At 73.5% G+C, this 23192-nt stretch carries 20 protein-coding genes and 2 pseudogenes; 10 read left to right on the top strand and 12 right to left on the bottom strand.

The window, feature by feature from the left end; all coding sequences use genetic code 11:
• Positions 1-203 precede the first annotated feature (203 nt).
• Together ACFXAM_RS12995 and ACFXAM_RS12990 are read left to right on the top strand one after the other, a co-directional pair.
• Positions 204-800, top strand: coding sequence for a DedA family protein (locus tag ACFXAM_RS12995; RefSeq protein ID WP_380290412.1), 597 nt, complete (start codon positions 204-206; stop codon positions 798-800).
• A gap of 249 nt (positions 801-1049) precedes the next feature.
• Positions 1050-2339 (top strand): hypothetical protein, encoded by a 1290-nt coding sequence (locus ACFXAM_RS12990; protein WP_380290410.1) that lies wholly within the window; start codon positions 1050-1052, stop codon positions 2337-2339.
• Positions 2340-2352: 13 nt separating this feature from the next.
• Here the strand turns inward: ACFXAM_RS12990 and ACFXAM_RS12985 are convergent, their stop codons facing one another.
• The 6 genes from ACFXAM_RS12985 to ACFXAM_RS12960 form a co-directional block, all read right to left on the bottom strand.
• Entirely contained in the window at positions 2353-3324 is a 972-nt protein-coding gene (locus ACFXAM_RS12985; protein ID WP_380290408.1) for an alpha/beta fold hydrolase, read from the bottom strand.
• The gene (locus ACFXAM_RS12980) at positions 3321-4370 is read right to left on the bottom strand and encodes a branched-chain amino acid ABC transporter permease (protein WP_380290453.1); all 1050 of its coding nucleotides are present in this window, start codon (positions 4368-4370) and stop codon (positions 3321-3323) included. The genes ACFXAM_RS12985 and ACFXAM_RS12980 overlap by 4 nt, the downstream gene beginning before the upstream one ends.
• Positions 4371-4531: 161 nt before the next feature.
• The gene (locus ACFXAM_RS12975) at positions 4532-5398 is read right to left on the bottom strand and encodes a branched-chain amino acid ABC transporter permease (RefSeq protein WP_380290406.1); all 867 of its coding nucleotides are present in this window, start codon (positions 5396-5398) and stop codon (positions 4532-4534) included.
• Positions 5398-6177, bottom strand: a complete 780-nt coding sequence (locus tag ACFXAM_RS12970) for an ABC transporter ATP-binding protein (RefSeq protein WP_380290404.1) — start codon at positions 6175-6177, stop codon at positions 5398-5400. The genes ACFXAM_RS12975 and ACFXAM_RS12970 overlap by 1 nt, the downstream gene beginning before the upstream one ends.
• Positions 6174-6875, bottom strand: coding sequence for an ABC transporter ATP-binding protein (locus ACFXAM_RS12965; RefSeq protein WP_380290402.1), 702 nt, complete (start codon positions 6873-6875; stop codon positions 6174-6176). The genes ACFXAM_RS12970 and ACFXAM_RS12965 overlap by 4 nt, the downstream gene beginning before the upstream one ends.
• 146 nt (positions 6876-7021) lie before the next feature.
• Positions 7022-8272, bottom strand: coding sequence for a substrate-binding domain-containing protein (locus tag ACFXAM_RS12960; protein ID WP_380290400.1), 1251 nt, complete (start codon positions 8270-8272; stop codon positions 7022-7024).
• Positions 8273-8612: 340 nt separating this feature from the next.
• Here ACFXAM_RS12960 and ACFXAM_RS12955 point away from each other — a divergent pair.
• The 4 genes and pseudogenes from ACFXAM_RS12955 to ACFXAM_RS12940 form a co-directional block, all read left to right on the top strand.
• Positions 8613-9362 (top strand): annotated as a pseudogene (locus tag ACFXAM_RS12955) (CoA transferase subunit A); the annotation flags it as partial.
• Positions 9363-9455: 93 nt separating this feature from the next.
• Positions 9456-10085 (top strand): annotated as a pseudogene (locus tag ACFXAM_RS12950) (3-oxoacid CoA-transferase subunit B); the annotation flags it as partial.
• 332 nt (positions 10086-10417) lie between these two features.
• Positions 10418-12403: a glycosyltransferase family 2 protein gene (locus tag ACFXAM_RS12945; protein ID WP_380290398.1), complete on the top strand. Its 1986-nt coding sequence runs from the start codon at positions 10418-10420 to the stop codon at positions 12401-12403.
• A gap of 9 nt (positions 12404-12412) precedes the next feature.
• On the top strand, positions 12413-14344 hold the full coding sequence (locus ACFXAM_RS12940) for a galactose oxidase-like domain-containing protein (protein WP_380290396.1): 1932 nt from the start codon (positions 12413-12415) through the stop codon (positions 14342-14344).
• A gap of 110 nt (positions 14345-14454) precedes the next feature.
• On the opposite strand, the gene ACFXAM_RS12935 is transcribed toward ACFXAM_RS12940, so the two are convergent.
• The 4 genes from ACFXAM_RS12935 to ACFXAM_RS12920 all read right to left on the bottom strand — a co-directional run bounded on the left by ACFXAM_RS12935 (position 14455) and on the right by ACFXAM_RS12920 (position 18650).
• Positions 14455-15564 carry a glycoside hydrolase family 6 protein gene (locus ACFXAM_RS12935; protein WP_380290394.1) on the bottom strand — a complete coding sequence of 370 codons (1110 nt, stop codon included), beginning with the start codon at positions 15562-15564 and terminating at the stop codon, positions 14455-14457.
• Between the two features lie 149 nt (positions 15565-15713).
• On the bottom strand, positions 15714-16391 hold the full coding sequence (locus tag ACFXAM_RS12930; RefSeq protein WP_380290451.1) for a uracil-DNA glycosylase: 678 nt from the start codon (positions 16389-16391) through the stop codon (positions 15714-15716).
• Between the two features lie 168 nt (positions 16392-16559).
• Positions 16560-17786 (bottom strand): low temperature requirement protein A, encoded by a 1227-nt coding sequence (locus tag ACFXAM_RS12925; RefSeq protein ID WP_380290392.1) that lies wholly within the window; start codon positions 17784-17786, stop codon positions 16560-16562.
• 84 nt (positions 17787-17870) lie between these two features.
• Entirely contained in the window at positions 17871-18650 is a 780-nt protein-coding gene (locus ACFXAM_RS12920; RefSeq protein WP_380290390.1) for an HAD-IIA family hydrolase, read from the bottom strand.
• A gap of 495 nt (positions 18651-19145) precedes the next feature.
• On the opposite strand from ACFXAM_RS12920, the gene ACFXAM_RS12915 reads away from it, so the two are divergent.
• Complete coding sequence (locus ACFXAM_RS12915) at positions 19146-20249, top strand: Gfo/Idh/MocA family oxidoreductase (protein WP_380290388.1); 1104 nt, start codon at positions 19146-19148, stop codon at positions 20247-20249.
• Between the two features lie 51 nt (positions 20250-20300).
• On the opposite strand, the gene ACFXAM_RS12910 is transcribed toward ACFXAM_RS12915, so the two are convergent.
• Positions 20301-20723 (bottom strand): type II toxin-antitoxin system VapC family toxin, encoded by a 423-nt coding sequence (locus ACFXAM_RS12910; RefSeq protein ID WP_380290386.1) that lies wholly within the window; start codon positions 20721-20723, stop codon positions 20301-20303.
• Complete coding sequence (locus ACFXAM_RS12905) at positions 20716-21000, bottom strand: type II toxin-antitoxin system Phd/YefM family antitoxin (RefSeq protein ID WP_380290384.1); 285 nt, start codon at positions 20998-21000, stop codon at positions 20716-20718. Before ACFXAM_RS12905 ends, ACFXAM_RS12910 begins: the two co-directional genes overlap by 8 nt.
• A gap of 150 nt (positions 21001-21150) precedes the next feature.
• On the opposite strand from ACFXAM_RS12905, the gene ACFXAM_RS12900 reads away from it, so the two are divergent.
• From ACFXAM_RS12900 to ACFXAM_RS12890, 3 genes are all read left to right on the top strand, one after another.
• Positions 21151-21450 carry a DUF6412 domain-containing protein gene (locus tag ACFXAM_RS12900; protein ID WP_380290382.1) on the top strand — a complete coding sequence of 100 codons (300 nt, stop codon included), beginning with the start codon at positions 21151-21153 and terminating at the stop codon, positions 21448-21450.
• Between the two features lie 76 nt (positions 21451-21526).
• Positions 21527-22249 carry a YidC/Oxa1 family membrane protein insertase gene (locus tag ACFXAM_RS12895; protein WP_380290380.1) on the top strand — a complete coding sequence of 241 codons (723 nt, stop codon included), beginning with the start codon at positions 21527-21529 and terminating at the stop codon, positions 22247-22249.
• 111 nt (positions 22250-22360) lie between these two features.
• Positions 22361-23131: a CDP-alcohol phosphatidyltransferase family protein gene (locus ACFXAM_RS12890; protein ID WP_380290378.1), complete on the top strand. Its 771-nt coding sequence runs from the start codon at positions 22361-22363 to the stop codon at positions 23129-23131.
• The last annotated feature ends 61 nt before the right edge of the window (positions 23132-23192 follow it).

The following is a 23192-nucleotide window of genomic DNA, read 5'->3' as shown; positions in this document are numbered from 1 at the left end:
CGTCGGGCTGGACCAGCGCCGACCGATCCCCGCGAGCCCCCGGAGCGGCACCCCGCCCCGGGGGCTCGTGCCATGAGCGGCACCGGAACCCATGGGCTGTGGCCCATCGCACAGCCGGGGTGCTTCATGGCATGAAAAGTCGAGGCGCTAGCGTTGTCCCTTGCAACCACTGCTCCCCCGGGCAGCCTGGAGGAAGTAGGGACATGGACATCGCGACGCTGGTCGGATCCTCGTGGATCTGCGCGCTGGCGCTCTGCGCCGTCCTCGGTGACGCCTTCCTCCCCTTCATCCCCAGCGGGACCCTCGTCATCCTCGCGGTGCTCAAGACGGCGCAGATAGACGGCGCCCCCGTGATGCTCGGGCTCGGGGTGGCCGCGGCCTCCTTCCTCGGCGATCTGCTGCTGCTCCGGCTGGCCCGTCGCGGCGCCCCGGTGGTCAGCCGGCGTCTGGAGCACCGCCCGAAGCTGGCGGCCAGCGTGGCGCGGGTCCAGCAGGCCCTGGACGAACGCACCACCCGGGCGGCGGCCGCCATGGTGGTGATCGCCCGCTTCGTGCCGGCCGGGCGGACCGTCCTCGACCTGGCCATCGGCCACTCCCCCGCCCATCCCCACCGTTTCCTGCGGTGGTCGGCGCTGGCCGCGATGGTCTGGGCGGCCTACATCGTGACCCTGGGCTGGCTCAACAGCCACTGGTTCGAAACCGCCTGGCTGAGCCTCGCGGTCTCCTGCACGGCGGCCACCGTGGTGAGCACCGCCATCGCGCGGGTCGTGCGCCGCAACCGCCGGCTCTCCCTCGACTGACGCCGCGGCGGCAGCGCCCGCGGAGCTCCCCTTCCGCGAAACGGGCGAAGCGTCACAGGACGGCAACAGAAGACATTCCTTCGCATCCCGCACAGGCGTGCCACGCGTGTTCAGTGCCGACGAACCTCGGGCCTTTGGTGCCCCCTACGTTCGCGTGACATGCTAACGACGGATAATCAATCAATTGTCCGATATGACCGGAGCGGCCTCGGTCTGGCCGCCACCCGGTCCAGACACCCAGGGGAGACGATGGCCAGCATCTCGCGCAGGACCGTGCTCACAGCCACCGCCGCGACTGCGGCCCTCGGAGCGGTGGCGGCCTGTTCCGGGGGCGGCTCGGGCTCGGCCGATCCCACCGGATCCGCCTCGGGCTCCGCCCCCGCCCCCACGACCGGCACCGGAAGCACCGCACCGACCGGCACCCCCACCGGGACCCCGGCCAAGGGCACGCCGATCGGGGACGGATCGACCTCCGACACCGGAGCACAGCCGAACCAGCCCAAGCCGGAGAAGCTCAAGCCGGGCGAGCGCCCGCCGCAGTTCGTGGTCTTCTCCTGGGACGGCGCCGGCGCCACCGAGGACGGGCAGTTCCCCCGGTTCCTCAAGCTCGCCGAGGAGTACAAGGCCTCGATGACCTTCTTCCTCTCCGGCATCTACGCCCTGCCGAAGGGCAGGGCCGACCTGTACCACCCGCCGAAGCACGCGGTCGGCGCCTCCGACATCCCCTACCTGTCGGACGGTGCGGTGAAGAACACCCTCAAGCTCATCAGCCAGGCCTGGCTGGCCGGCCATGAGATAGGCACCCACTTCAACGGCCACTTCTGCTCGACCCGCTCGGACGGCAACGGCGTCAACAAGTGGACCCCCGAGGACTGGCAGAGCGAGATAGACCAGGCCGTCGGCTTCGTGACCCAGTGGCGGACCAACACCGGCTTCACCGACGTCGAGCCGCTCCCCTTCGACTACAAGAAGGAACTGGTCGGCGGGCGCACCCCCTGCCTGGAGGGGCAGAAGGCCCTGCTGCCGACCATCGCCAACCTGGGGTGGAAGTACGACGCCAGCTCCTCGGGCGGGCAGCAGATCTGGCCGCAGAAGGTGCAGGACGGCAAGATCTGGGACCTCCAGCTGCAGAGCATCCCCTTCCCGGGCCACGCCTACCAGGTGCTCTCCATGGACTACAACATCCTGGCCAACCAGTCCTCCGGCAGCACCAAGGGGGACCCGGCCAAGTACAACGACTGGCGCACCCAGGCCCGGGACGCCTACCTGGCCGGGTTCGACCGCGCCTACAACGGCAACCGCGCGCCGTTCTTCATCGGCAACCACTTCGAGCAGTGGAACGGCGGCATCTACATGGACGCCGTCGAGGAGACGCTCAAGACCGTCGCCGCCAAGCCCGACGTCCGGCTGGTCTCCTTCAAGCAGCTCGTCGAGTGGCTGGAGGTCCAGGACCAGTCCACCCTGCGCAAGCTGCGCACCCTCAACGTCGGACAGGCGCCGGCCGGCGGCTGGGAGTCCTTCCTGGGCGCGGCCGGCTGACCCGTCGCGACGGCTACGCGGTGGCCGGGCCGGCGGCGGCCGGGCCGAGCGCGGCACGGACCACCGCCTCGGCGCCGGCGCGGTTCCAGACGATCGAGTAGTGGTTGGTGTCCGGCACCCAGGACGTCCGGACCGGGTGGGCGCCGTCCAGCCCGGCGTCGTCGAGCCGCTTCTCGTCGTAGAGGCCCTGCGGCTCGTCGAACAGGCCGCGTTCCGCCCGGATCAGCTCGCCCGGGCAGGGCAGCCGGTGCACCGCGGCCGCCGCCTCCCGGTCCAGGAGGACCTGCGTCCCGTCGGTCTCGATCGCCGCCAGCACGCAGGAGGAGCGCAGCTCGGGTTCGTCGCCGACGAGATCGCGCTGGACGTAGGCGTCGATCCCGTCGGACCAGTCGGCGGTGAAGGCCGGGTGCCGCTGCCAGAACTCGCGGTACGCCTGCCGGTCGGGGAAGGTCATCGACAGCCGGGCCAGCGCCGGCCCGAGCACGGCGGCCAGGGCGTCGTCCTCGCCCACGCCCTCTGGCAGCGGGAAGGTGACGGCACCGTCGACCAGCACCACCCGGCTGACCAGTTCCGGGTGGCGGACGGCGGTCAGGGCCGCCACCCACGCGCCCATGGAGTGGCCGATCACGACGGTCGGCCCCAGGTCCAGCCCGGTGATCAGGGCCGCCACGTCGTCGGCGTGGCGGGTCAGTCCGTACGGCCCGTCGAGGTCGCGGCTGCGGCCGCGCCCGCGCAGGTCCGGCGCGATCAGGGTGGCCCGGCCGTCGAGCCGGCGGACCACCTCGAACCAGGCGAGGCCGTTGGCGGTGATGCCGTGCACCGCCACGACGGTCGGGGCGTCGGGCGCGGTGGCCGGCCACCGGAGCACCGACAGCTCCCCGTCGGCGACCGGGACGCGCAGCTCTTCCGGTGCTGCCGGCCCGGGCGACGGGTCGGCCGACGGGTCGGCCGTGGGGTGTATCGCCGGGTTCTCGAACTGGCTCATGCTGGACCACCTCCGGTGGACTGGGACTTGGCGGCACGGATCCGGGCGGGCAACTTGGCCAGGCCGCCCGGCAGGACGTAGACCACGGCGACGAAGAGACCGCCCAGCAGGAAGAGCGGCTGGGAGAGCGGGACGCGCAGGACCGACGGCAGGTCGGCGACAGCAGCGGAGTTGGCGAGGTCACCGAGCCGGTGACCGGCCCAGGTGTAGATGACCCCGCCGAGCAGCGGGCCCCAGCGCGTACCGGACCCGCCGAGCACGACCATCACCAGCAGCGAGAGGGTCGCGTCCGACGTGGCGGTCTGCGGAGTGGCGCCGCCGGTGAGCAGCAGGTAGACCACCCCGCCCGCCCCGGCGAGTCCTCCGGCGAGCACGAAGGCGATCAACTTGTAGCCGTAGGGCCGCAGTCCGAGCACCTCGACCCGGCGCTCGTTCTCCCGGATGCCCTCCCAGACCCGGCCGGCCGGGGAGCCGACGGCCCAGTGGACGACGGCGAGGGTCAGCACGAGGTAGGCGAGGGCGATCCAGTAGAGGTTGGCGGTGTTCTCGATGCCCAGGAGGGCGGCGGGCAGTCGGTCGGCCGGCGCCGACCGGCCCTCCTCCCCGCCGGTCAGCCCGCCGGGGTTGCGCTGGACGAGGATCGAACCGGCCTGGGCGAAGGCCAGGGTGACCATGGAGAAGCCGATGCCGGTGACGCGGAGGCTGACCGAGCCGAGCAGCAGGGCCAGCGCGACGGTGCAGCCGATGCCGAAGACGGCCGCCGCCGCGAACGGCAGCCGGAGCTCCAGCATGGCGAGGTCGGTGGTGTAGAGGCCGGTCGCGAAGTAGAGCGCGTGGCCGAAGGAGAGCAGTCCGGTACGGCCGAGCAGGAGGTCGTAGCCGGAGGCGAGGGCCCCGTAGAGCAGGCACAGGGCGATGAGTTGGAGACTCCCGGGGCTGCCGAGCGGACCGTCGAGCAGACCCGGAACGGGAAGCGCACTGTATGGGGCGACAAGGAGCAGGATCAGCAGAGCGATCGGCCACGATCGTAGCCCTCGGCGCAGAATTGTCGAGCGATTTGTGATCGATTCACCTGTTCGAGTGATTCCGGCCCGTTCGGGGCCTCCTGGACGGCTTTCGGCGGCGTTGTTGTCGGTGCCGGGTCGTACGGTCACGGCAGTGCGGTCGGCGGCGGTGCCACCGGTGCTCGCGGCGGGGGTCTTCGCACTCACGCGAGCCTCCCGGTGAGTCCGCGGGGCCGTACCAGGAGCAGGACGGCCAGCAGGACGACGACCGAGAGGTCGCCGAGGCCGGCGGCGGTGTAGTAGTTGGCGAACTGCTGCACCAGGCCCACGCACACCGAGGCGACGGCGGCTCCGGTGACGGAGCCCATGCCGCCCATCACGACGACGACGAAGGCGAAGACGAGCAGGCCGGTGCCCTGGCCGGGATTGACCGAACCGAAGTAGAGGCCGCCGAGGGCGCCGCCGAGCGAGGCGGCGGCGCCCCCGATGGCGAAGACGAGCGTGAACGCCTTGCGGACGTCGATGCCGAGCGCGGTGACCATCACCCGGTCCTCGACGCCGGCCCGGACGATCAGCCCGTAGCGGGTACGGGCGAGGAACATCTTCAGAGCGAGCAGGAGCAGCACGGCGGCTGCCACCAGCACGAAGCGGTTCACCGGGACGGTCGCACCGAGCACGTGCCAGGTGCCGGAGAGCAGTGCCGGCTGGGGGAAGGGGCGGGCGTCGGCGCCCCAGATCCCCATCAGCAGCGCGGGCACGGCCAGCCCGACGCCGACGGTGGCGAGGATCTGGTCGCGCGGGCGGCTGTAGAGCGGGCGGATCAGGGCGAGTTCCAGCAGGACGGCGGCGGCCGTTCCGACCAGCGTGCCGAAGGGCACGGCGAGCCAGAAGGAGAGTCCGGCCTCGGCACCGGCCCACCAGGTGGCGTAGGCGCCGACCGAGAGCAGGGCGCCGTGCGCGAAGTTGAGCACGTCCATCAGACCGAAGATCAGCGACAGACCGGAGGCGACCAGGAAGTACAGCGCACCCAGACCCAGACCGGTACAGGAAAGGAGGACGACGGTGTCCATCAGGGGTTCACCTCCGTAGTGACGCGGACGGTGGCGCCGCCGGGGCGGCGGCCGCCGACACCGAGCAGTCGGCGGGCGGCGTCCTCGTCGGCCAACAGCGCGGCGGTGTCGCCCCGGTGGGCGGTGCGGCCGTCGGCCAGGACGGCGCAGGTCCCGGCCAGCCGGCGGACCAGGGCGAGGTTCTGCTCGACGAGCAGGACCGGGACGGCCTGCGCCGCGCGGGCCAGGACGTCCGCCACCTCGGCGACGATCTTCGGCGCCAGGCCCTTGGTGGGCTCGTCGGCGATGATCAGCCGGTTCCGGTTGAGCAGGGTCCGGCCGATGGCCACCATCTGCTGCTGCCCGCCGGAGAGCGTCCCGGCCAACTGACCGGCCCGCTGTTCGAGTTCGGGGAACAGCTCGTGGACCAGCCGGTAGTCGGGCTCGGAGCCCCCGCCCCGCTCGGCGAGGCGGAGGTTCTCGGCGACCGTCAGGCCCGCGAAGATCCCGCGGTCCTCCGGGGCGTATCCGATGCCCTGGCGGGCCACCAGATGCGTCGGAAGGGAGGAGAGTTCGGCACCGGCGAAGCGCATGCTGCCGGTCCGCGGCACCAGGCCCATCACGGCCTTGACCGTGGTGGTCTTGCCGGCGCCGTTGCGGCCCAGCAGGGCCGTCACGCCGGTCGGCGCGACGTCGAAGTCGACGCCGTGCAGGATGTGCAGGCCGTCGATGACCACGCGCAGATCGCGGACGGAGAGGAGGGAGCGGTCGGAGGCGGTGGAGTCGTGGCCGTCGGTCACAACGCCTCCCCGAGGTAGGCCTGCTGGACGGTGGCGTCCGCCATCACGGCGTCCGGCGCATCCAGGGCGAGCAGCGTGCCGTGGTGCATCACGGCGAGCCGGTCGGCCAGGCCGAGCAGGACGTCCATGTGGTGTTCCACCATCAGCACGGTGCGGCCGAGATCGCGGTGGACGGAGCGGATGAGGGCGGTGAGGGCCGGCACCTCCTCCGCGCTGACCCCGGCCATCGGTTCGTCCAACAGGATGAGCCGGGGGTCGGAGACCAGCAGGACGGCGAGTTCGAGCTTGCGCTTCTCGCCGTGGGAGAGCGCGCTCGCCAGGGTGTCGGCGCGGTGGGCGAGTTCGGTGCGCTCCAGGGTCTCGGCCACCTGCTCCGGGTAGCGGCCGGCGCGGCGCCAGAGCCGGTACGAGACCCGGGGGCCGGCGGCGGCCTGCGCGGCGAGGCGGACGTGGTCCGCCACCGTCATCCCGGGCCACAGGGAGGAGGTCTGGAAGGTCCGGCCGAGGCCTCGGCGGGCACGGGCGTGGACGGGCTCGGCGGTGATGTCGGTGCCGTCGAGTTCGAGCCGGCCGTGGCTCGCCGGGTAGAGGCCGGAGATCAGGTTGAACAGGGAGGTCTTTCCTGCGCCGTTGGGTCCGATGAAGGCGATGAACTCGCCCTCCGGGACGGTGAAGGAGACGTCCTCGACGATCGGCACACCCCTGACGGACCAGCCCAGGCCGGTCGCCCGCAGCACCGGGGCGGCCGGGGCCGCCGCGGTGGCCGGAGAACCGCCCTGAGGGGCCCACGCGGAGGAGGGAGGAGCAGAGGAGGACGGAGCGGAGGAGGAAGGTCGGGACATGATCAGCCCGCCATCGGGGTGACCGGGGGCGCGGCCTCGTCGGGGCTCAGTGTCTTCTCCACCGAGGGCTTGGCGGCCGCACCGGAGCCCGTGAGCCGGACCTGGAACATCGGCTGGAGGAGGGCGTGGTCCTCGGCGCGCACCGTGGTTCGGCCCTTGACCCCGTCGAAGCTCCAGCCTTCGAGGGCCTTCACCAGCGCGGCGGTGTCGTCGGCCGAGCCCTGGTTGGCCTCCACGGCGTGCACGATCATCTGGGCGGCGGTGAAGCCGTCCGGGGTGAAGATGTCGGACTTGCCGCCGGCGGCGGTCACGGCCTCGTCCATGGCCTTCTCCACCGGGGTGCCGGCGGCCCCGCCGAAGTAGTGGTTCAGGAAGGAGATCTTCTCGCCCGCCGGGCCGAACAGCGGGTAGGAAGCGGCGAGGTCCAGCCCGGTGACGACCTTGGTGTCGGCGAAGACGTCCTGCTGGTTGAGCGCCGTCCAGAGGGCCGCCGAGGTGTCACCGGCCCAGGCCACGAACAGCAGGTCGGGCTTGGCGCTCCTGGCCTGGGTGGCGAACGGGGTCAGGTCGGTCGCGCTCGGCGGGGCGAGGACCGCGTCGACCGTGGCGCCCTGGGCGCCCAGCACGCCCTTGACGGCGGCCACGTTGGCCTGCCCGAAGGCGTTGTCCTGGGCGAGCACGGTGACCTTCCGCCCCTTGGCGTCCCCGATGAACGAGGCCGCCGTCCGGATGTCCTGGTAGGACTGGCGGCCGGAACGGAAGGTGTAGGTGTTGAGTCCGGTGACCTTGTCGGCGGCGGCCGGGCCGCTGATGAAGAGCACCTTGTTCTGGGCCGCGATCGGGCCGACCTGGAGGGCGACGCCGGAGGCGGTGGAGCCCGCCAGGATCTTGTGGCCCTTGCCGATGAGGTCCTTGGCTGCCGACACCGCCTTGGCCGGGTCGCCCGCGTCGTCCTGCTCCTCGACCTCGATCCGGTGCCCGTCGACCGCGCCGGTGCCCTTGGTCGCGTAGTTCAGCCCCGCTTTGAAGCCCTCCAGGTACTGCTTGCCGTACGCGGCGAGCGGGCCGGTCTTCGAGTACACCAGGCCGACCTTGACCGGGCTCCTGGATCCGGCGCCGTCCGCCGCGGTGGTGCCCGCGGTGCCGGCCTTGGCGCAGCCGGCCGCGAGGAGGACGCAGGCCGCGACGGCGGCGAGCCCGCGCGCGGGGCGGGCGCCGGAGCGGGTCCGGGTGGGGGCTGTCGAGCTGCGCATGGTGACCGGCTCCTGAGGGTGGCGTGGGGGTGGTTGCCGGAACCGTAGGTGGGGTGTGCGGGCGGCGACATGTGCCCGGCCTACGGATCGGCCCGCTCCGCTATGGCGGCCGGCTCCATACCGCCCGCCGGACGACGGCCCGGCGGCGCTCCGGTGTGACGGCCCGCCATGAGCCACCGGCGAGGCGTGGCGGCGGCCGACATGGCCGTACCGGGCCGGCCGAGGTGACGGTTGGCGTGGCAGCGGAACCCGGCCCGGCTCAGGCCCGACGCGGGCTCGTCCCGGACCCGCCGCACACCGCTCCCCCTTCCCTCCCGCTCCCCCTCCACGAGGTGACACCTTGGACAAGGTCCTGGACTCCGCCGCCGATGCGGTCGGCGACATCCCCGACGGCGCGGTGCTCGCCGTCGGCGGCTTCGGCCTCTGCGGCATCCCCAGCACCCTGATCGGCGCGCTCGCGGCCACGGACACCACCGGGCTGCGGGTGGTGTCGAACAACTGCGGGGTGGACGACTGGGGGCTGGGGCTGCTGCTGCGGGCCGGGCGGATCGCCCGGATGACGTCCTCCTACGTCGGGGAGAACAAGGAGTTCGCGCGGCAGTACCTCTCCGGCGAGCTGGAGGTCGAACTGACACCCCAGGGCACGCTCGCCGAGCGGTTGCGGGCCGGCGGCTCGGGGATCCCCGCGTTCTTCACCCCCGCCGGGGCCGGCACCCAGGTCGAGGAGGGCGGGCTGCCGTGGCGCTACGCGGCGGACGGGTCGGTCGCGGTGGCCTCACCGCCGAAGGAGGTCCGGGAGTTCGGCGGCCGCCGCCACCTGCTGGAGGAGGCCATCACGGCGGACTTCGCGCTGGTCCGGGCCGAGGTCGCCGACCGGCACGGCAACTGCGTCTTCCACGCTGCCGCCCGGAACTTCAACCCGCTCTGCGCCATGGCCGGGCGGATCACCGTGGTCGAGGCGGACCGGATCGTCGAGCCGGGCGAGCTGGACCCGGACGCCGTCCACCTGCCGGGGGTGTACGTCGACCGGGTGGTCGCGGCCGACCCGGAGGACCGCCGGATCGAGCGGCGCACCGTCCGCGCCGCCGGCAGCACGCATGCCGCCACCGCACCGACCACCACCACGCCGACCCCCACCACGCCGACCCCCACGGCACCGACCGCCACCGACGCCCGGAACGCGCTCGCCGCCCGGGCAGCGCGCGAGCTGCGCGACGGCCAGTACGTCAACCTGGGCATCGGACTGCCGACGCTGATCCCCGGTCACCCCCCGCCCGGCGTACACGTGGTGGTGCACTCCGAGAACGGCGTCCTGGGCGTCGGCGGGTACCCGGTGGAGGGCGACGAGCACCCGGATCTGATCAACGCGGGGAAGGAGACCGTGACGCTCGCCGCCGGGGCCTCGTCCTTCGACTCCGCGTCCTCCTTCGGCATGGTCCGGTCGGGCCGGATCGACGTGTCCGTGCTCGGCGCGATGCAGGTCTCAGCCGCCGGGGACCTCGCCAACTGGATGATCCCCGGCAGCACGGTCAAGGGCATGGGCGGCGCGATGGACCTGGTGCACGGCGCCCGGCGGCTGATCGTCGTGATGGAGCACACGGCACGGGACGGCTCGCCGAAGATCGTCGAACGACTGTCACTTCCCGTCACCGGCCTCGGGGTTGTGGACCGGATCGTCACCGACCTCGCGGTGATCGACGTGACGCCCCAGGGCCTGCGGCTGGTCGAGACGGCACCCGGGGTGACCTTCGACGAGGTGCGGGCGGCCACCGGGGCCGCCCTGCTGCCACCGGGTGGTTCGGCCCCCGCATAGCACGGGCCCACCTGCGATTGGCCGGGAATCGCCATGTCCACATGCCCGCACATCGATCATTCCCCGGACCGGTTGCAATCGGGCGGCCCCTCCGCGACAGTTGAGGAAGCCCGGGGATCCCGGCATCCCCGGAAGGGAGTCCGGGGCCGCCGGAACCGCAGGAATCCCGGAGGCGGAGCGGTTCGCCGGACGCCGGCCCGGCATCGGCGCGGGGCTCCGGGGGAACCGGTCGTCCGCCGCCGTGCGACCGCGCGGCGCACCGGGTCGCACACCCCCGGTCGGAGTACGCACCAGAGGCAGGTCCGCACGGCCGGCCACGAGGGGGAGCGCACATGGCCGGGCCGTTCTCGCGTCGGGTGCAGGACGCGGGCCCGTCCGCTCCGCCCGCCCCGCCGGAGCCGGTCGCCGTGCCCGAAGCCCCGTACGACTACGCCTACTTCAGCCACCTCGCCGGCCCCGCCACCGACGTCACCGCCACCGACGTCACCCCGGCCGAGGCCGGCGCCACCGAGGCCGGCGCGGCCGGGGAGCCGTACCAGGTGCGGTACCGCAGCCTGCTGAGCCGCGAGCCGCACCGCATCCGGGCCGCGCTGCTCCTGCTGGCCGCGCCCCTGGTCGAGACCGTGCTGCTGGTCTGGCTGCTCCAGCCGGGCCACTGGCCGGTCCGGCCCGGCGAGACCGACACCTGGCTGCTGGTCGGCGACAAGGTGATGATCGGGATCATCGCGGTGGTCGAGGCGTTCCGGCTGGTCAACGTCGTCTCCAACGCCCATGCGACGCTGGCCGCCCGCGATCCGGTCCCGGTGACGCCCGAACGCGGCACCCGGGTGGCGTTCCTCACCACCTTCGTCCCGGGCAAGGAACCGCCCGAGATGGTGCGCGCCACGCTCACCGCCGCCCTGGCCGTCCGGCACGACGGGCCCTACCAGGTCTGGCTGCTGGACGAGGGGAACGATCCCGCCATGCGCGAGCTCTGCGAGCAGCTGGGCGTTCGCCACTTCAGCCGGGACGAGATCCCGCAGTGGAACACGCCCAAGGGCCGGTTCCGCGCCAGGACCAAGCACGGCAACTACAACAGCTGGCTCCAGGCGTACGGCGCCGACTACGACTTCTGGATCTCGGTGGACACCGACCACGTGCCGCTGCCCGAGTTCTGCGAGCGCATGCTCGGCTACTTCCGCGACCCCGACGTGGCGTTCGTCGTCGGCCCGCAGGTCTACGGGAACTACCGCAGCTCGGGTTCACTGGTCACCAAGTTCTCGGAGAGCCAGCAGTACCTGTTCCACGCCCTGGTCCAGCGGGCCGGGAACCGTTACGGCGCACCGATGTTCGTCGGCACCAACAACGCCGTGCGGCTGGAGGCGCTGCGCTCGATCGGCGGGCTCTACGACTCGGTCACCGAGGACATGGCCACCGGCCTGGAGTTCCACCGGCGGCGCAACCCGGCCACCGGCGCGCGCTGGAAGTCGGTCTACACGCCGGACGTGCTGGCGATCGGCGAGGGACCGTCCTCCTGGACGGACTTCTTCTCCCAGCAACTGCGCTGGAGCCGGGGGACGTACGAGACGCTGCTGACCCAGTACTGGCGGGCGGCGTGGGGGCTGTCGCCGGGCCGGCTGCTGAACTACACGCTGCTGGTCTCCTTCTACCCGATGGCCGCGCTGACCTGGCTGCTCGGCGGGGTCTCCAGCGTGCTCTACCTGGGCTTCGGCGCCTCGGGCGTCCACGTGTCCTCCGAGGTCTGGATGGCGCTCTACAGCGACGCGGCCGCCCTGCAGATGCTGCTCTACACCTGGAACCGCAAGCACAACGTGAGCCCGCACGAGCCGGCGGGTTCGTCGGGGGTGGCGGGCATGGTGATGTCGGCCCTGTGCGGCCCGGTCTACGCGGCCTCGCTCCTGCAGACCCTGCTGCGGATCCGCAGCCGTTTCGTGGTGACGCCGAAGGGCACCTCGACCAGCCCCGACCGGCCGGCCACCTTCCGCCTCCACCTCTTCTGGGCCGTGGTGTTCGGCGGCGCCGTCGCGGCCTCCTTCCGGACCGGCCACGACCACGTCGCCATGCGGGCCTGGGCCTGCCTGGCCCTCCTCCTCAGCGTGCTGCCGGTGCTGCTGCTCGCCGCGGACGCCGTGCGCCGCCGCCGGGCCCGGCCCGTCTCCACCCTCGCCCTCACCCCGGCCGGAGCAGCCGCCGGCTCCGCCCACGCACCAGCAACCGCCACAGCACCAGCACCAGCACCAGCACCAGCACCAGCACCAGCCACGGACACGGACACGGACACGGACACCGCAGAGCCCGCACCCGCCACGAGGGGATGACGAACCACCGTGAAGATCCGCCACACCGGCCGCACCCGGCGCTTCGCCCTCGGCAGCACCGTCGCCCTGACCGTGGCCGGGATGAACGCACCCGCCGTACTCGGCTTCGCCACCGGCCAGTACCACCACTACGTCGTCAACCGCCCCGCCTACAAGGCGGGGTACGGCCACTGGCAGACCCTGGTGCTCCCCGCCGAGTTCCGGATCAACGCCATCCACGCCGCCCTGCTGCGCACCGGCAAGGTCCTGATCATCGCCGGGTCCGGCAACAACCAGAAGGACTTCGACGCCGGCACCTTCAAGAGCCTGCTCTGGGACCCGGCCGCCAACACCTACAAGGCGGTCCCGACCCCCGCCGACATGTTCTGCGGCGGCCACACCGCGCTGCCCGACGGCAGGATGCTGGTCGCCGGCGGCACCCGCCGCTACGAGGCGCTGGACAGCGCGGTCAAGAAGGCGGCCGGCACCATGCGGGTCCGCAACGAGGACCCGGACGCCGCCCGCAGCCTCCCCCGGGGCACCGTCTTCCGCGCGCCGAACGGCCGCGAGTACGTCTCCACCGCCGACCTCACCGTCCCCGCCGCGACCAAGACCGGCGCCGGCGCCGCGACCGTCGTCAAGGCCTCCGAGGTCAAGGTGTTCGCCGAGGCGGTGGCACCCGGCCGGGACTCGGTGCTGGACTCCCCGGCCCAGTACACGATCAAGGGCCTGACCGGCGCCGACGCCCGGAACCTCTACGGCACGGCCGACCGGATGACCCTGGAGAAGCAGGACTACCAGGGCATCCGCGCCGCCTTCGAGTTCAACCCGGACACCGAGATGTACGAGCAGGTCACCGACATGGCCTACGCCCGCTGGTACCCGACGCTGACCGGGCTGGGCGACGGCCGGGTGGTCACCGTCTCCGGGCTGGACGACACCGGCCAGATCCTCAGCGGCAACGACAACGAGATCTACGACCCGGCGAGCCGGACCTGGTCAAAGGCGCCCGACCGCTACTTCCCGACGTACCCGTCGATCTTCCTCACCGCGTCCGGCAAGCTCTTCTACTCCGGTTCGAACGCCGGCTACGGGCCCGCCGACAAGGGCCGCGAGCCCGGCCTCTGGGACCTCGCCGACAACAGCTTCCACCCCGTCCCCGGCCTGCGCGACCCACAGCTCACCGAGACGTCCTCCTCCGTCCTGCTGCCGCCCGCGCAGGCGCAGAAGGTGATGGTGCTCGGCGGCGGGGGCGTCGGCGAGTCCCCGCTGTCCACCGCCCGCACGGACATCGCCGACCTCGCCGCCGCCCGGCCCGCGTTCACCCCGGGCCCCGACCTGCCGGCCGGCGGCACCCGGTACCTCAACAGCGTGATCCTGCCCGACGACACCGTCTTCACCACCGGCGGATCGAGCGACTACCGGGGCAAGCACCGCAGCGACCTGCTCAAGGCGCAGACCTACCACCCGGACACCAACACCTTCAGCACCGCCGCCGAGCCCGCCATCGGCCGCAACTACCACGCCGAGGCCCTGCTGCTGCCCGACGGCCGGGTGGCGGTGCTCGGCTCCGACCCGCTCTTCAACGACAAGGCGGGCACCGAACCGGGCACCTTCGAGCAGCGGATCGAGATCTACAGCCCGCCCTACCTGTTCCACGGCGAGCGGCCCCGGCTGACCGGCGCCCCGGCCGCCGCCGCGCTCGGCGGCAGCATCCGGGTGACCACCCCGGCGCCGGAGGGCGTCGTCACCGCCAAGCTGGTCCGGCCGAGTTCGGTCACCCACGCCACCGACGTCGAGCAGCGCTCGGTGGCCCTGGACGTCACGGCGCGCACGGCGGACGGCGTGACGCTGTCCCTGCCCGCCAACCCGAACCTGCTGCCGCCCGGCTGGTACATGCTGTTCGTCACGGACGCCGCCGGAACCCCGTCGCAGGCCCGCTGGATCCAGGTCACACCCTGACAGGTCACGCCCCGGGCCGAGGAAAACCCCCGAGCCGACAAGCTGACAAGCCGCCGAGCCGTAGAGCCATAGAGCCGTGACGCCGTAGAGCCGCCCACGCAGCCGGGCCGCTACCGCGCCGTACCGGCGACGGCCCCCGTCAGTCCCAGCGCGTACGGGAGCCAGAACTCGCCGGCCGGCGGCTCCCCGCGGCCGCACTCGCCGTCCGACTCCCCCGGGTTCTTGATCCAGAGGTAGGCGTCGACGCCGGGCCGCCCGGTCTCGGTCGTGGGCGGCGCGCCGAGCGCACGGCCGGGCGGGTTGCACCACGCCTCGGCGTCCAGCGGGCCGTTGCCGTTGCGGCTGGTGTCGACGACGAAGTGCTTGCCGTCCAGCAGGGCGGACAGCTGCGCGCCGTACGCCGCGTTGCGGTCGGTGGTGAAGAAGTTGGAGACGTTCACCGCGAAGCCGTCGGCCGCCGCGATCCCCGACCTGCGCAGCGCCCCGGCCAGCGCGGGAAGGTCCTGCGTCCACCCGGGGTTGCCCGCGTCCAGGTAGACCCGCACCTGCGGGCGCTTCTTCAACTCCTGGACGGCGAAGGCCAGCAGACCGTACCGCTCGGCGGCGGCATCACCCTTGACCCCGCAGTTGTCCAGGGTGTGCGCGATCGCGTCCGGCTCCAGCACCACCCAGGCCCGGCGGTCGCCGAGCGCCTCCGCCAGCCCGGTGATCCAGGACCGGTACGCGGCGGCGTCGGACGCGCCGCCGGCCGAGTAGAGGCCGCAGTCCCGGTGCGGGATGTTGTAGACGACGAAGACCGGCGTGCGGTCGGCCCGGGCGGCGCTGCGGCTCACCTGGTCGGCGATGTCCCGGGCCGCCTGGTCGCCGAGCCAGTGCGAGGACGGCTGGGCGGCGATCCGCAGCAGGCTGTCGGCCTCGGCGGTCCGGCCCTGGCCGCGCAGGACGGCCGACTGACGGGCCACGGGGGTCTGGTCGGAGACGTAGAAGGTCTGACCGGGCAGCTGCGGCAGCGTGCCGGGGCCGGCCCCGCCCCCCGCCCCGGACGACGCCGCCGGAGCGGAGGGCGCAGCCGTCGGACCCCCGGCGCCTGCGGTCCCGCCCGGAGCGTCGGCGCTCCCCCCGGAGCCCGCCCCCGCGCACCCCGCGACAGCCGTCAGCAGTCCCAGCAGCGCCGCCCCCACGGCCGGCCGGAACCCCGCCCCTCGCCCCACTCGGCGCACGTGCCGCCCCTCCCCCTGCCCGGTCCGGGCGACCCGGCGGGCCCCAAGCTTCGCACACCGGACCGCGCCCGCCGCTCACGATCGGGTGAACGGCGGGCGCCGGTGGGCCGCGAGACGCCCCGTCAGGCGGAGCGAGGGGGCGTGGCGGCTCAGGCCTGCTTGAGGTCCGGGATCCGCCAGTCGATCGGGTCGACGCCGAAGCCGTCCAGCGCGGTGTTGATCTGCGAGAACGGCCGGCTGCCGAAGAACAGCTTGGCGGACAGCGGCGACGGGTGGGCGCCCTGGACCACCACGTGCCGGTCGGTGTCGATCAGCGGGAGCTTCTTCTTGGCGTAGTTGCCCCAGAGCACGAAGACCACCGGCTCCTCGCGCGCGCTCACCGCCTTGATCACCGCGTCGGTGAACTTCTCCCAGCCCTTCGCCTTGTGCGAGTTGGCCTCGTGCGCGCGCACCGTGAGCACCGCGTTGAGCAGCAGCACGCCCTGCTCGGCCCAGTGCATCAGGTAGCCGTTGTCCGGCGCCGGGATGCCGAGGTCGGCGTCCAGCTCCTTGAAGATGTTGCGCAGCGACGGCGGCGTCTTGGTGCCCGGCAGCACCGAGAAGCTCATGCCGTGCGCCTGGCCGTCGTCGTGGTACGGGTCCTGGCCGAGGACGAGCACCCGGACCTTCTCGTACGGCGTGGCCTCCAGCGCGGAGAACTCCTGCCCGCTCGGCGGGAAGACCTGGTGCTCCGCGCGCTGGGCCGCCACGAAGGCCGCCAGCTCCGCGAAGTACGGCTTCTCCGTCTCGGCGCCCAGCACCTCGCGCCAGGACTCCGGCAGTTCCAGGCCGGCACCCGCTTCCGCCCCGCCCACGTTCGCCTCGACCGTCCCCGCCTCGACCGTGTCCGTCACGACGACCTCAACCTCCCACCGGACGGCCGCTCACCGCGGCACCGCCCCGACCTGCGGGCACATCGCGCCCCTCGCGCCGTGCGCCCTCTTTCACCCCGAACGCTACACAGGCCCACCGACAACCGGGTCCCCGACCGCCCCACCGACCGCCTCACCGACCGTCTTGCCCGCCGCCTCGCCCGCCGTCCCGCGGCCCGCCCCGCCGGCCTCCACCCGCGCCGCCCGCGCCACCCGCAGGTGCTCGACGACGTTCAGCGCCACCAGCACCACCGCGAGTGCCAGCAGCGCGGTGATCGCCGGCCAGCGCACCATCACCGGCGCGAGCGCCAGCACCACCGCGGCCGCCCCGAGCCTGGTCGTCGCGACCGACCGGAACATCATCCAGCGCGTGTAGCCGAAGGTCAGCAGGTACAGCCCGCAGCCCCCGTAGAGCAGCGCCACCGAGCCCGCGCCGAGCGCCCGGCGCGGATCGGCCACCGTCTCGCCGAAGCCGACCGCCACCGCGATCACGCCGGCGACCAGCGCCAGGTGCCCGTACTGGAAGACCCGGCGCACGACGTCCCGGCGCGAGTCCGCGACGACCACGGCGTGGTGCATGGCATCGGCCGCGTAGACGAAGTACTGCCACCAGAGCCCGGCCGAGATGGTGAACGCCGCGGTGACCGCGAGCAGTTCGGCCGCGTCCAGGCGGGCCGCCGCCGCGGTGGCGCCGATCCCGACGATCGACTCGCCGAGCGCGACCAGCAGGAACAGGGCGAACCGTTCCGGCATGTGCGCGGGGTGGTAGGAGACGTCGGCCAGCCGGCGGCGGAACACCAGCGGCGCGGACAGGTCGCAGAGCGCCGCCAGCGCCCAGAGCCAGACCCGTGACCCCTCCGGCAGCAGTCCGCCCACCACCAGCAGCGGCCCGCTGACCAGCACGCCCACCCCGTACGGGCCGCGCCAGACGCCGGGGACGCGGACCAGCAGGAGCAGCAGCACCACCCGGGCCGCCCAGTACCCGGCGCCCAGCAGCACGCCCCGGCTGCCGTACGCCCCGGGCACGGCCAGGGCCATGACCAGACCGGTCAGGCCGACGGCGAGGATGCCGAGCCGGTCCCGCGCGTTGTCCACGTCCCGGATGTTGGCCTGCACGGTGGTGCCGACCCAGCACCAGTAGACCGGGACGAACACCACCAGCGCCCGGGCGACGCCCGCCCAGTCGTGGTGGTGGTGCAACAGCCCCGACACCTGGGTGATCGCGAACACGAACACCAGGTCGAAGTACAGCTCCGCCCAGGTGACCCGCTTCTCCACCGGCTCACCCGCCGGCTCCCCCGCGCTGCCCATTCGTCCTCCCCGACGCGCACGGCGAACGGGCCCCGCCCCGGGCCGTCATGGCCGGGGCGGGGCCCGCAAACAGCAGTGCCGAGGCTAGACCAGCTCGACCAGGTCCGCGATCGACTTGACCACCCGGGTCGGCCGGTACGGGAAACGCTCCACGTCGGCGGCGGCGGTGAGGCCGGTGAGCACCAGGATGGTCTCCATGCCGGCCTCCATGCCGGCCACGATGTCGGTGTCCATCCGGTCGCCGATCATGACGGCGGTCTCCGAGTGGGCGCCGGCCGTGTTGAGCGCCTCGCGCATCATCAGCGGGTTGGGCTTGCCGACGAAGTACGGCTCGACGCCGGTGGCCTTGGTGATCAGCGCCGCGACCGAGCCGGTGGCCGGCAGCACGCCCTCGGTGGACGGGCCGGTCTCGTCCGGGTTGGTGCAGATGAAGCGGGCGCCCTGGTTGATCAGGCGGATCGCCTTGGTGAGCGCCTCGAAGCTGTAGGTCCGGGTCTCGCCGAGGACGACGTAGTCCGGGTTGTTGTCGGTCAGCACGTAGCCGGCCTGGTAGAGCGCGGTGGTCAGTCCCGCCTCGCCGATCACGTAGGCGGTGCCGCCGGGGCGCTGGCCCTTGAGGAACTTGGCGGTGGCCAGGGCCGAGGTCCAGATGCACTCCTCCGGCACCTCCAGGCCCATGCCGGCCAGTCGGGCGCTGAGGTCGCGCGGGGTGTAGATGGAGTTGTTGGTGAGGACCAGGAACGGCTTGCCGGACTCCCGCAGCCGGCGCAGGAACTCCTCCGCGCCGGGAATGGGGGTGCCCTCGTGGATGAGGACACCGTCCATGTCGGTCAGCCAGGACTCGATGGGCTTGCGGTCTGCCACGTGCGTGTCTCCCGAAGTCTTGCCATGTCATGCGATGGTCGTACGAAATTGCGGCGCATCGCCGTCACCGTTGCGCCTCCCACCGGCCGGACCCTCCTCGGGACACCGGACCGCCGGGGGTACTGCTGGCTGCCCCAACCGGCCACAGCCTAATCCGCACACCTGGTCGACGGCAGTACGTCCCGCTGGACGGAACGGCCCCGGCCCCTCCCGCACCGGTCGACATGCCCTCCTCAAGGGCTCCTTAAGGCGTCCCTAACCGCAGCGATGCCCCTCGGCAGCGCGGCCCGGCACGGCTACCGTGAACGCCACGCCGCCGCGTCCCCCACCGCGGCGGCGGCACAGTCCTCCCGGACGTCCCCCCGGACGTCGCCGCACAGCCCCGCACGTCCCCGCACAGCCCCGCACAGCCCCGCACGTCCCCGCCGCGGACCCGCCCCCGCGCCCGGCGCCGAAACCCGGGCCGGATGGGCGCGCCGTGGTTGAGTAGGGCGCATGACGACCTCCGCGCGCCGAGCCCCGGCCACCCCCTCCGGCAACCACCCGCCCTTCCGCGTCGGTCTGATCGGCTACGGCCTGGCCGGCTCCGCCTTCCACGCCCCGCTCATCGCCACCACCCCCGGGCTCCGGCTGGACGCGGTGGTCACCGCCAACCCGGAGCGCCGGGAGCAGCTGCGGCGCGAGCACCCCGGCGCCCGCGCCGTCGACACCCCCGAGCAGCTGCTCGCCGACCCGGAGGCGCTCGACCTGGTCGTCATCGCCTCCCCCAACCGCACCCACGCCCCGCTCACCCGCGCCGCGCTGGCCGCCGGACTGGCCACCGTGGTCGACAAGCCGCTGGCCGGGACCGCCGCCGAGGCGGCCGAGCTCTGCGCGCTCGCCGAGGCGGACGGCACCCTGCTCACCGTCTTCCAGAACCGCCGCTGGGACGGCGACTTCCTCACCGCCGCCCGACTGGTCCGGGAGGGCGCGCTCGGCCGGGTGCACCGCTTCGAGTCCCGCTTCGAGCGCTTCCGCCCCAAGCCCAAGCCCGGCTGGCGCGAGCTCGCCGACCCGGCCGAGGTCGGCGGCACCCTCTACGACCTCGGCAGCCACCTCGTCGACCAGGCGCTCACGCTCTTCGGGCCGGTCGACACCGTGTACGCGGAGATCGACGTCCGGCGCGACGGCGCGGTGGTCGACGACGACGCCTTCGTCGCCCTCACCCACGCCGACGGCACCCGCTCCCACCTGTGGACCAGCGCCCTCGCCCCGCTGGTCGGCCCCCACCTGCGGGTCCTCGGCGACACCGCCGGGTACGTCAAGTCCGGCATGGACCCCCAGGAGGCCGCCCTGCGTTCCGGCCTGCGCCCCGACGCCGCGACCCCCTGGGGCGCCGAGGACCCGGCCCGCGACGGCGTGCTCGGCACCGACGAGTCGTCGGTCACCGTGCCCACCGAGCCCGGCGACTACCCCGCCTTCTACGCGGGCGTCGCCGCCGCCCTGGCCACCCCCGGCACCCCGCCCCCGGTCGACCCGCGCGACGCCGTCGCCACCCTCGCCGTCCTGGAGGCCGCCCGCGCCTCCGCCGCCACCGGCACCACGGTCCGCCTCGGCTGACCGCGCGCCGGCCCGCCGCCGCGCACCCGCCCGACCCCGGTCCGACCCCGGTCAGACGCCGATGACCTCGACGGCCGAGCCCAGGCCCTTGAAGTCGGCGAGGTTGCGGGTGTACAGCGGCAGGCCGTGCGCGGAAGCGATCGCGGCGATCATCAGGTCGATCCGGCGCGGACGCGGCTGACGCCCGGCGGCGATGGTCAGGGTGACCAGGGTGCCGTACCGGGCGGCGGCGGCCGCGTCGAAGGGCAGCGGCTCGAAGTCCGCCATGGCCGCGCCCAGCACCTCCATCCGGGCCGCCCGGCTGACCGGGTCGCGGGCCATCGAGACGCCCTGCTGCAGTTCGGCGAAGGTGATCGCGGTCAGCTCCGGCACGGCCGGCAGGTCGGCCGGGCTGAGCAGGGCCAGGTCGATGTAGACACAGGTGTCCAGCACCCCGGCCGGCCGCCGCCGGGACGCCCTGCGCCGCTCAGCCACGCGGTCGCTCGAACGGGTCGCCGTCCTCGTCCCCGACCAGTTCCTCGGGCCCGAAGTAGTCCTCGGCCTCCTTGCGCATCTGCTGGTAGTCCACCCGCGGCAGCTTCACGTGCCGCGCCACCAGCTCCTCCGCGGTGAGCCTGCGCCGCCCCGCCACCGGCCGCAGCTCCGCGACCTCGACCCCGTTCCTGGTGATGTGGAAGATCTCCCCCGCCTCCACGGCGTCCATCACCGCGGCGGAGTTGTTCCGGAACTCCCGCTGGGTAATCGTCTTCATCCTCCCAAGGTAGCCCCGCGTAGCACCCACGGCTACACCCGTGCGGGCACCGGTCCGTCCTTCGAGCCCCGGGAACGGGAACCCGGGCGGGGGCCCGGTCGTCTTCCTGGTCCGAAGGCCCGATCCGGGGCGCGGGAGGAGGGCGGGGACGTGACGGTGGTCGCGATGCTGCTCGGTGTGCTCCGGGTGCTGAGCGGGGGCGGGTGGCTCGCCGAGGGCGGCGGGTCGCTGACCTCGGTGGCGGCAGCGGCCGCCGTGGTGCTGGTGGCCGGGGCGGTCGCGGGGGCGCTGGTCGTCGCCCGGCTGCTGGGGGCGGGGGCGCCGGCGAACGTGCGGGACGGGATGCTGCGCAGGCGCGCGTTCCGGACGGCGTTCCTCCCGCAGCGCGATCCGGACGCCCGGGGCCGGCGGCGCCCGAGGGCGCCGGGAGCGGTCCCGGCGGCCGCGTAACCCCTCGAAGAACCGCCCGCGCGGCCGTCCTCCGTCGACCACTCGTACCCCGAGACCCCGGAGGGCTCGCTCCACCATGTCCGTTTTCGCTGTGCTCGACCCGGCCGTCACCCTGGCCCACGATGCCGTCGCCGCACTCGCGCAGGTCGTTCCGACGGCACTGGCGATCGTCCTGTTCACCGTCTGCGTCCGGCTGGCGCTGCACCCGCTGGCGCGGGCGGCGGCGCGCGGCGAGAAGTCGCGCGCCCGGCTGGCGCCGCGGATCGCCGAACTGAACCGCGAGCACAAGGGCCGCCCGGAGAAGCTCCGGGCGGCGCTCGCCGAGCTGTACCGGGAGGAGCAGGCCTCGCCTTTCGCGGGGTGCCTGCCGATGCTGGTGCAGATCCCCTTCTTCTCGGTGATGTACCGGCTGTTCACCACCCCGAACGACCTGCTCGGCCACACCCTGTTCGGCGCCCCGCTCGGCCTGCACGTGGGCGCGGCGCAGGGCGCGGGGCAGTGGGCGGTGTTCGCCGTGCTCCACGCGGGCCTGGCGGCGGTGGCGTACACCGGCTTCCGGCGGGCCCGGCGCGCGCAGGCGGAGCAGGCGGCGAAGGCGGCGGGGGGCGGGGGCGCGCCGCCGCAGCCCGGGTCGGCGGTGCTGCCGTACCTGTCCTTCGGCACGGTGCTGTTCGCCGCCCTCGTGCCGCTGGCGGCCGGGGTCTACCTGCTGACCACCACCGCCTGGTCCGCCGCCGAACGCGCCTGGCTGTACCGGGACGGCGCACCGGAGCCGGCGGGCGGCGTCGCGCTGGTGTGACGCCCGGGTCGGAGCCGGCGCCGGACCTCCTCTAGCCTGTGTGATCGTTTGGGCCGGTCGGCCGGACGATCACACAGGTGGGACCAGACAGGCGAAGGGAAGGGTCGGACCATGACGGTCGCTGCTCCGGCGTTGGCCGAGTTGCGGGAGGTCTGCCAGCCGCAGGCGAAGCTGGCGAGCCGCAACGGGGAGCACTGGGCGGGGCGGCTCTACATGCGCGCCGTCTCCCTGCGGGTCACCCGCCAGTTGGTGCGGACCCCGGTGTCGCCCAACACGCTGACCTGGGTGATGGTGGTCTGCGGGGTGGGCGCGGGGGCCGCGCTGCTGATCCCGGGGCTGCCGGGCGCGGTGCTGGCGGTGGTGCTGATGCAGGGCTTCCTGCTGTTCGACTGCGTGGACGGCGAGGTGGCCCGCTGGAAGAAGCAGTTCAGCATGGCCGGGGTGTACGTCGACCGGCTCGGCGCGTACCTGGCCGACGCGGCGCTGATGATCGGCGCGGGCGTCCGGGCGGCCCGGGGCGGGTCGGAGCTGTGGGTGTCGGTGGGTCTGGCGGCGGCGCTGGGCGTGGTGCTGCTGAAGGCGTCGACGGACCTGGTGGACGTGGCGCGGGCGCGCAGCGGGATGGCGCCGGCGGACGAGGAGTCGACGCAGCCGCGCTCGCAGGGCATCGCGACGGCACGCCGGCTGGCGTCGGTCTTCAAGATCCACCGGGTGACCAACGGGATCGAGGCCTCGCTGGTGCTGCTGGCGGCGGCGGTCGTGGACGCGGTGGTCGGCCACACCGACCCGACGCAGGCGACGGTCGCCGCGATCACCGTGATCACCTGGGGCATGGTCGTCGCGCACCTGGCGTCGATCCTGTCCTCCTCGCGCCTGCGCTGAGCAGACGCCGCCGGCCCGGGACCGAACCGGGCGCGCGACGGCGCGCCGGCCTGCGGGTCGG

The sequence above is a fragment of the Kitasatospora sp. NPDC059462 genome, from assembly GCF_042749955.1.
Lineage (GTDB): Bacteria > Actinomycetota > Actinomycetes > Streptomycetales > Streptomycetaceae > Kitasatospora.
The sequence above is the reverse complement of the archived record's forward strand: the minus strand, read 5'-3'. Positions and strand labels throughout refer to the sequence as shown.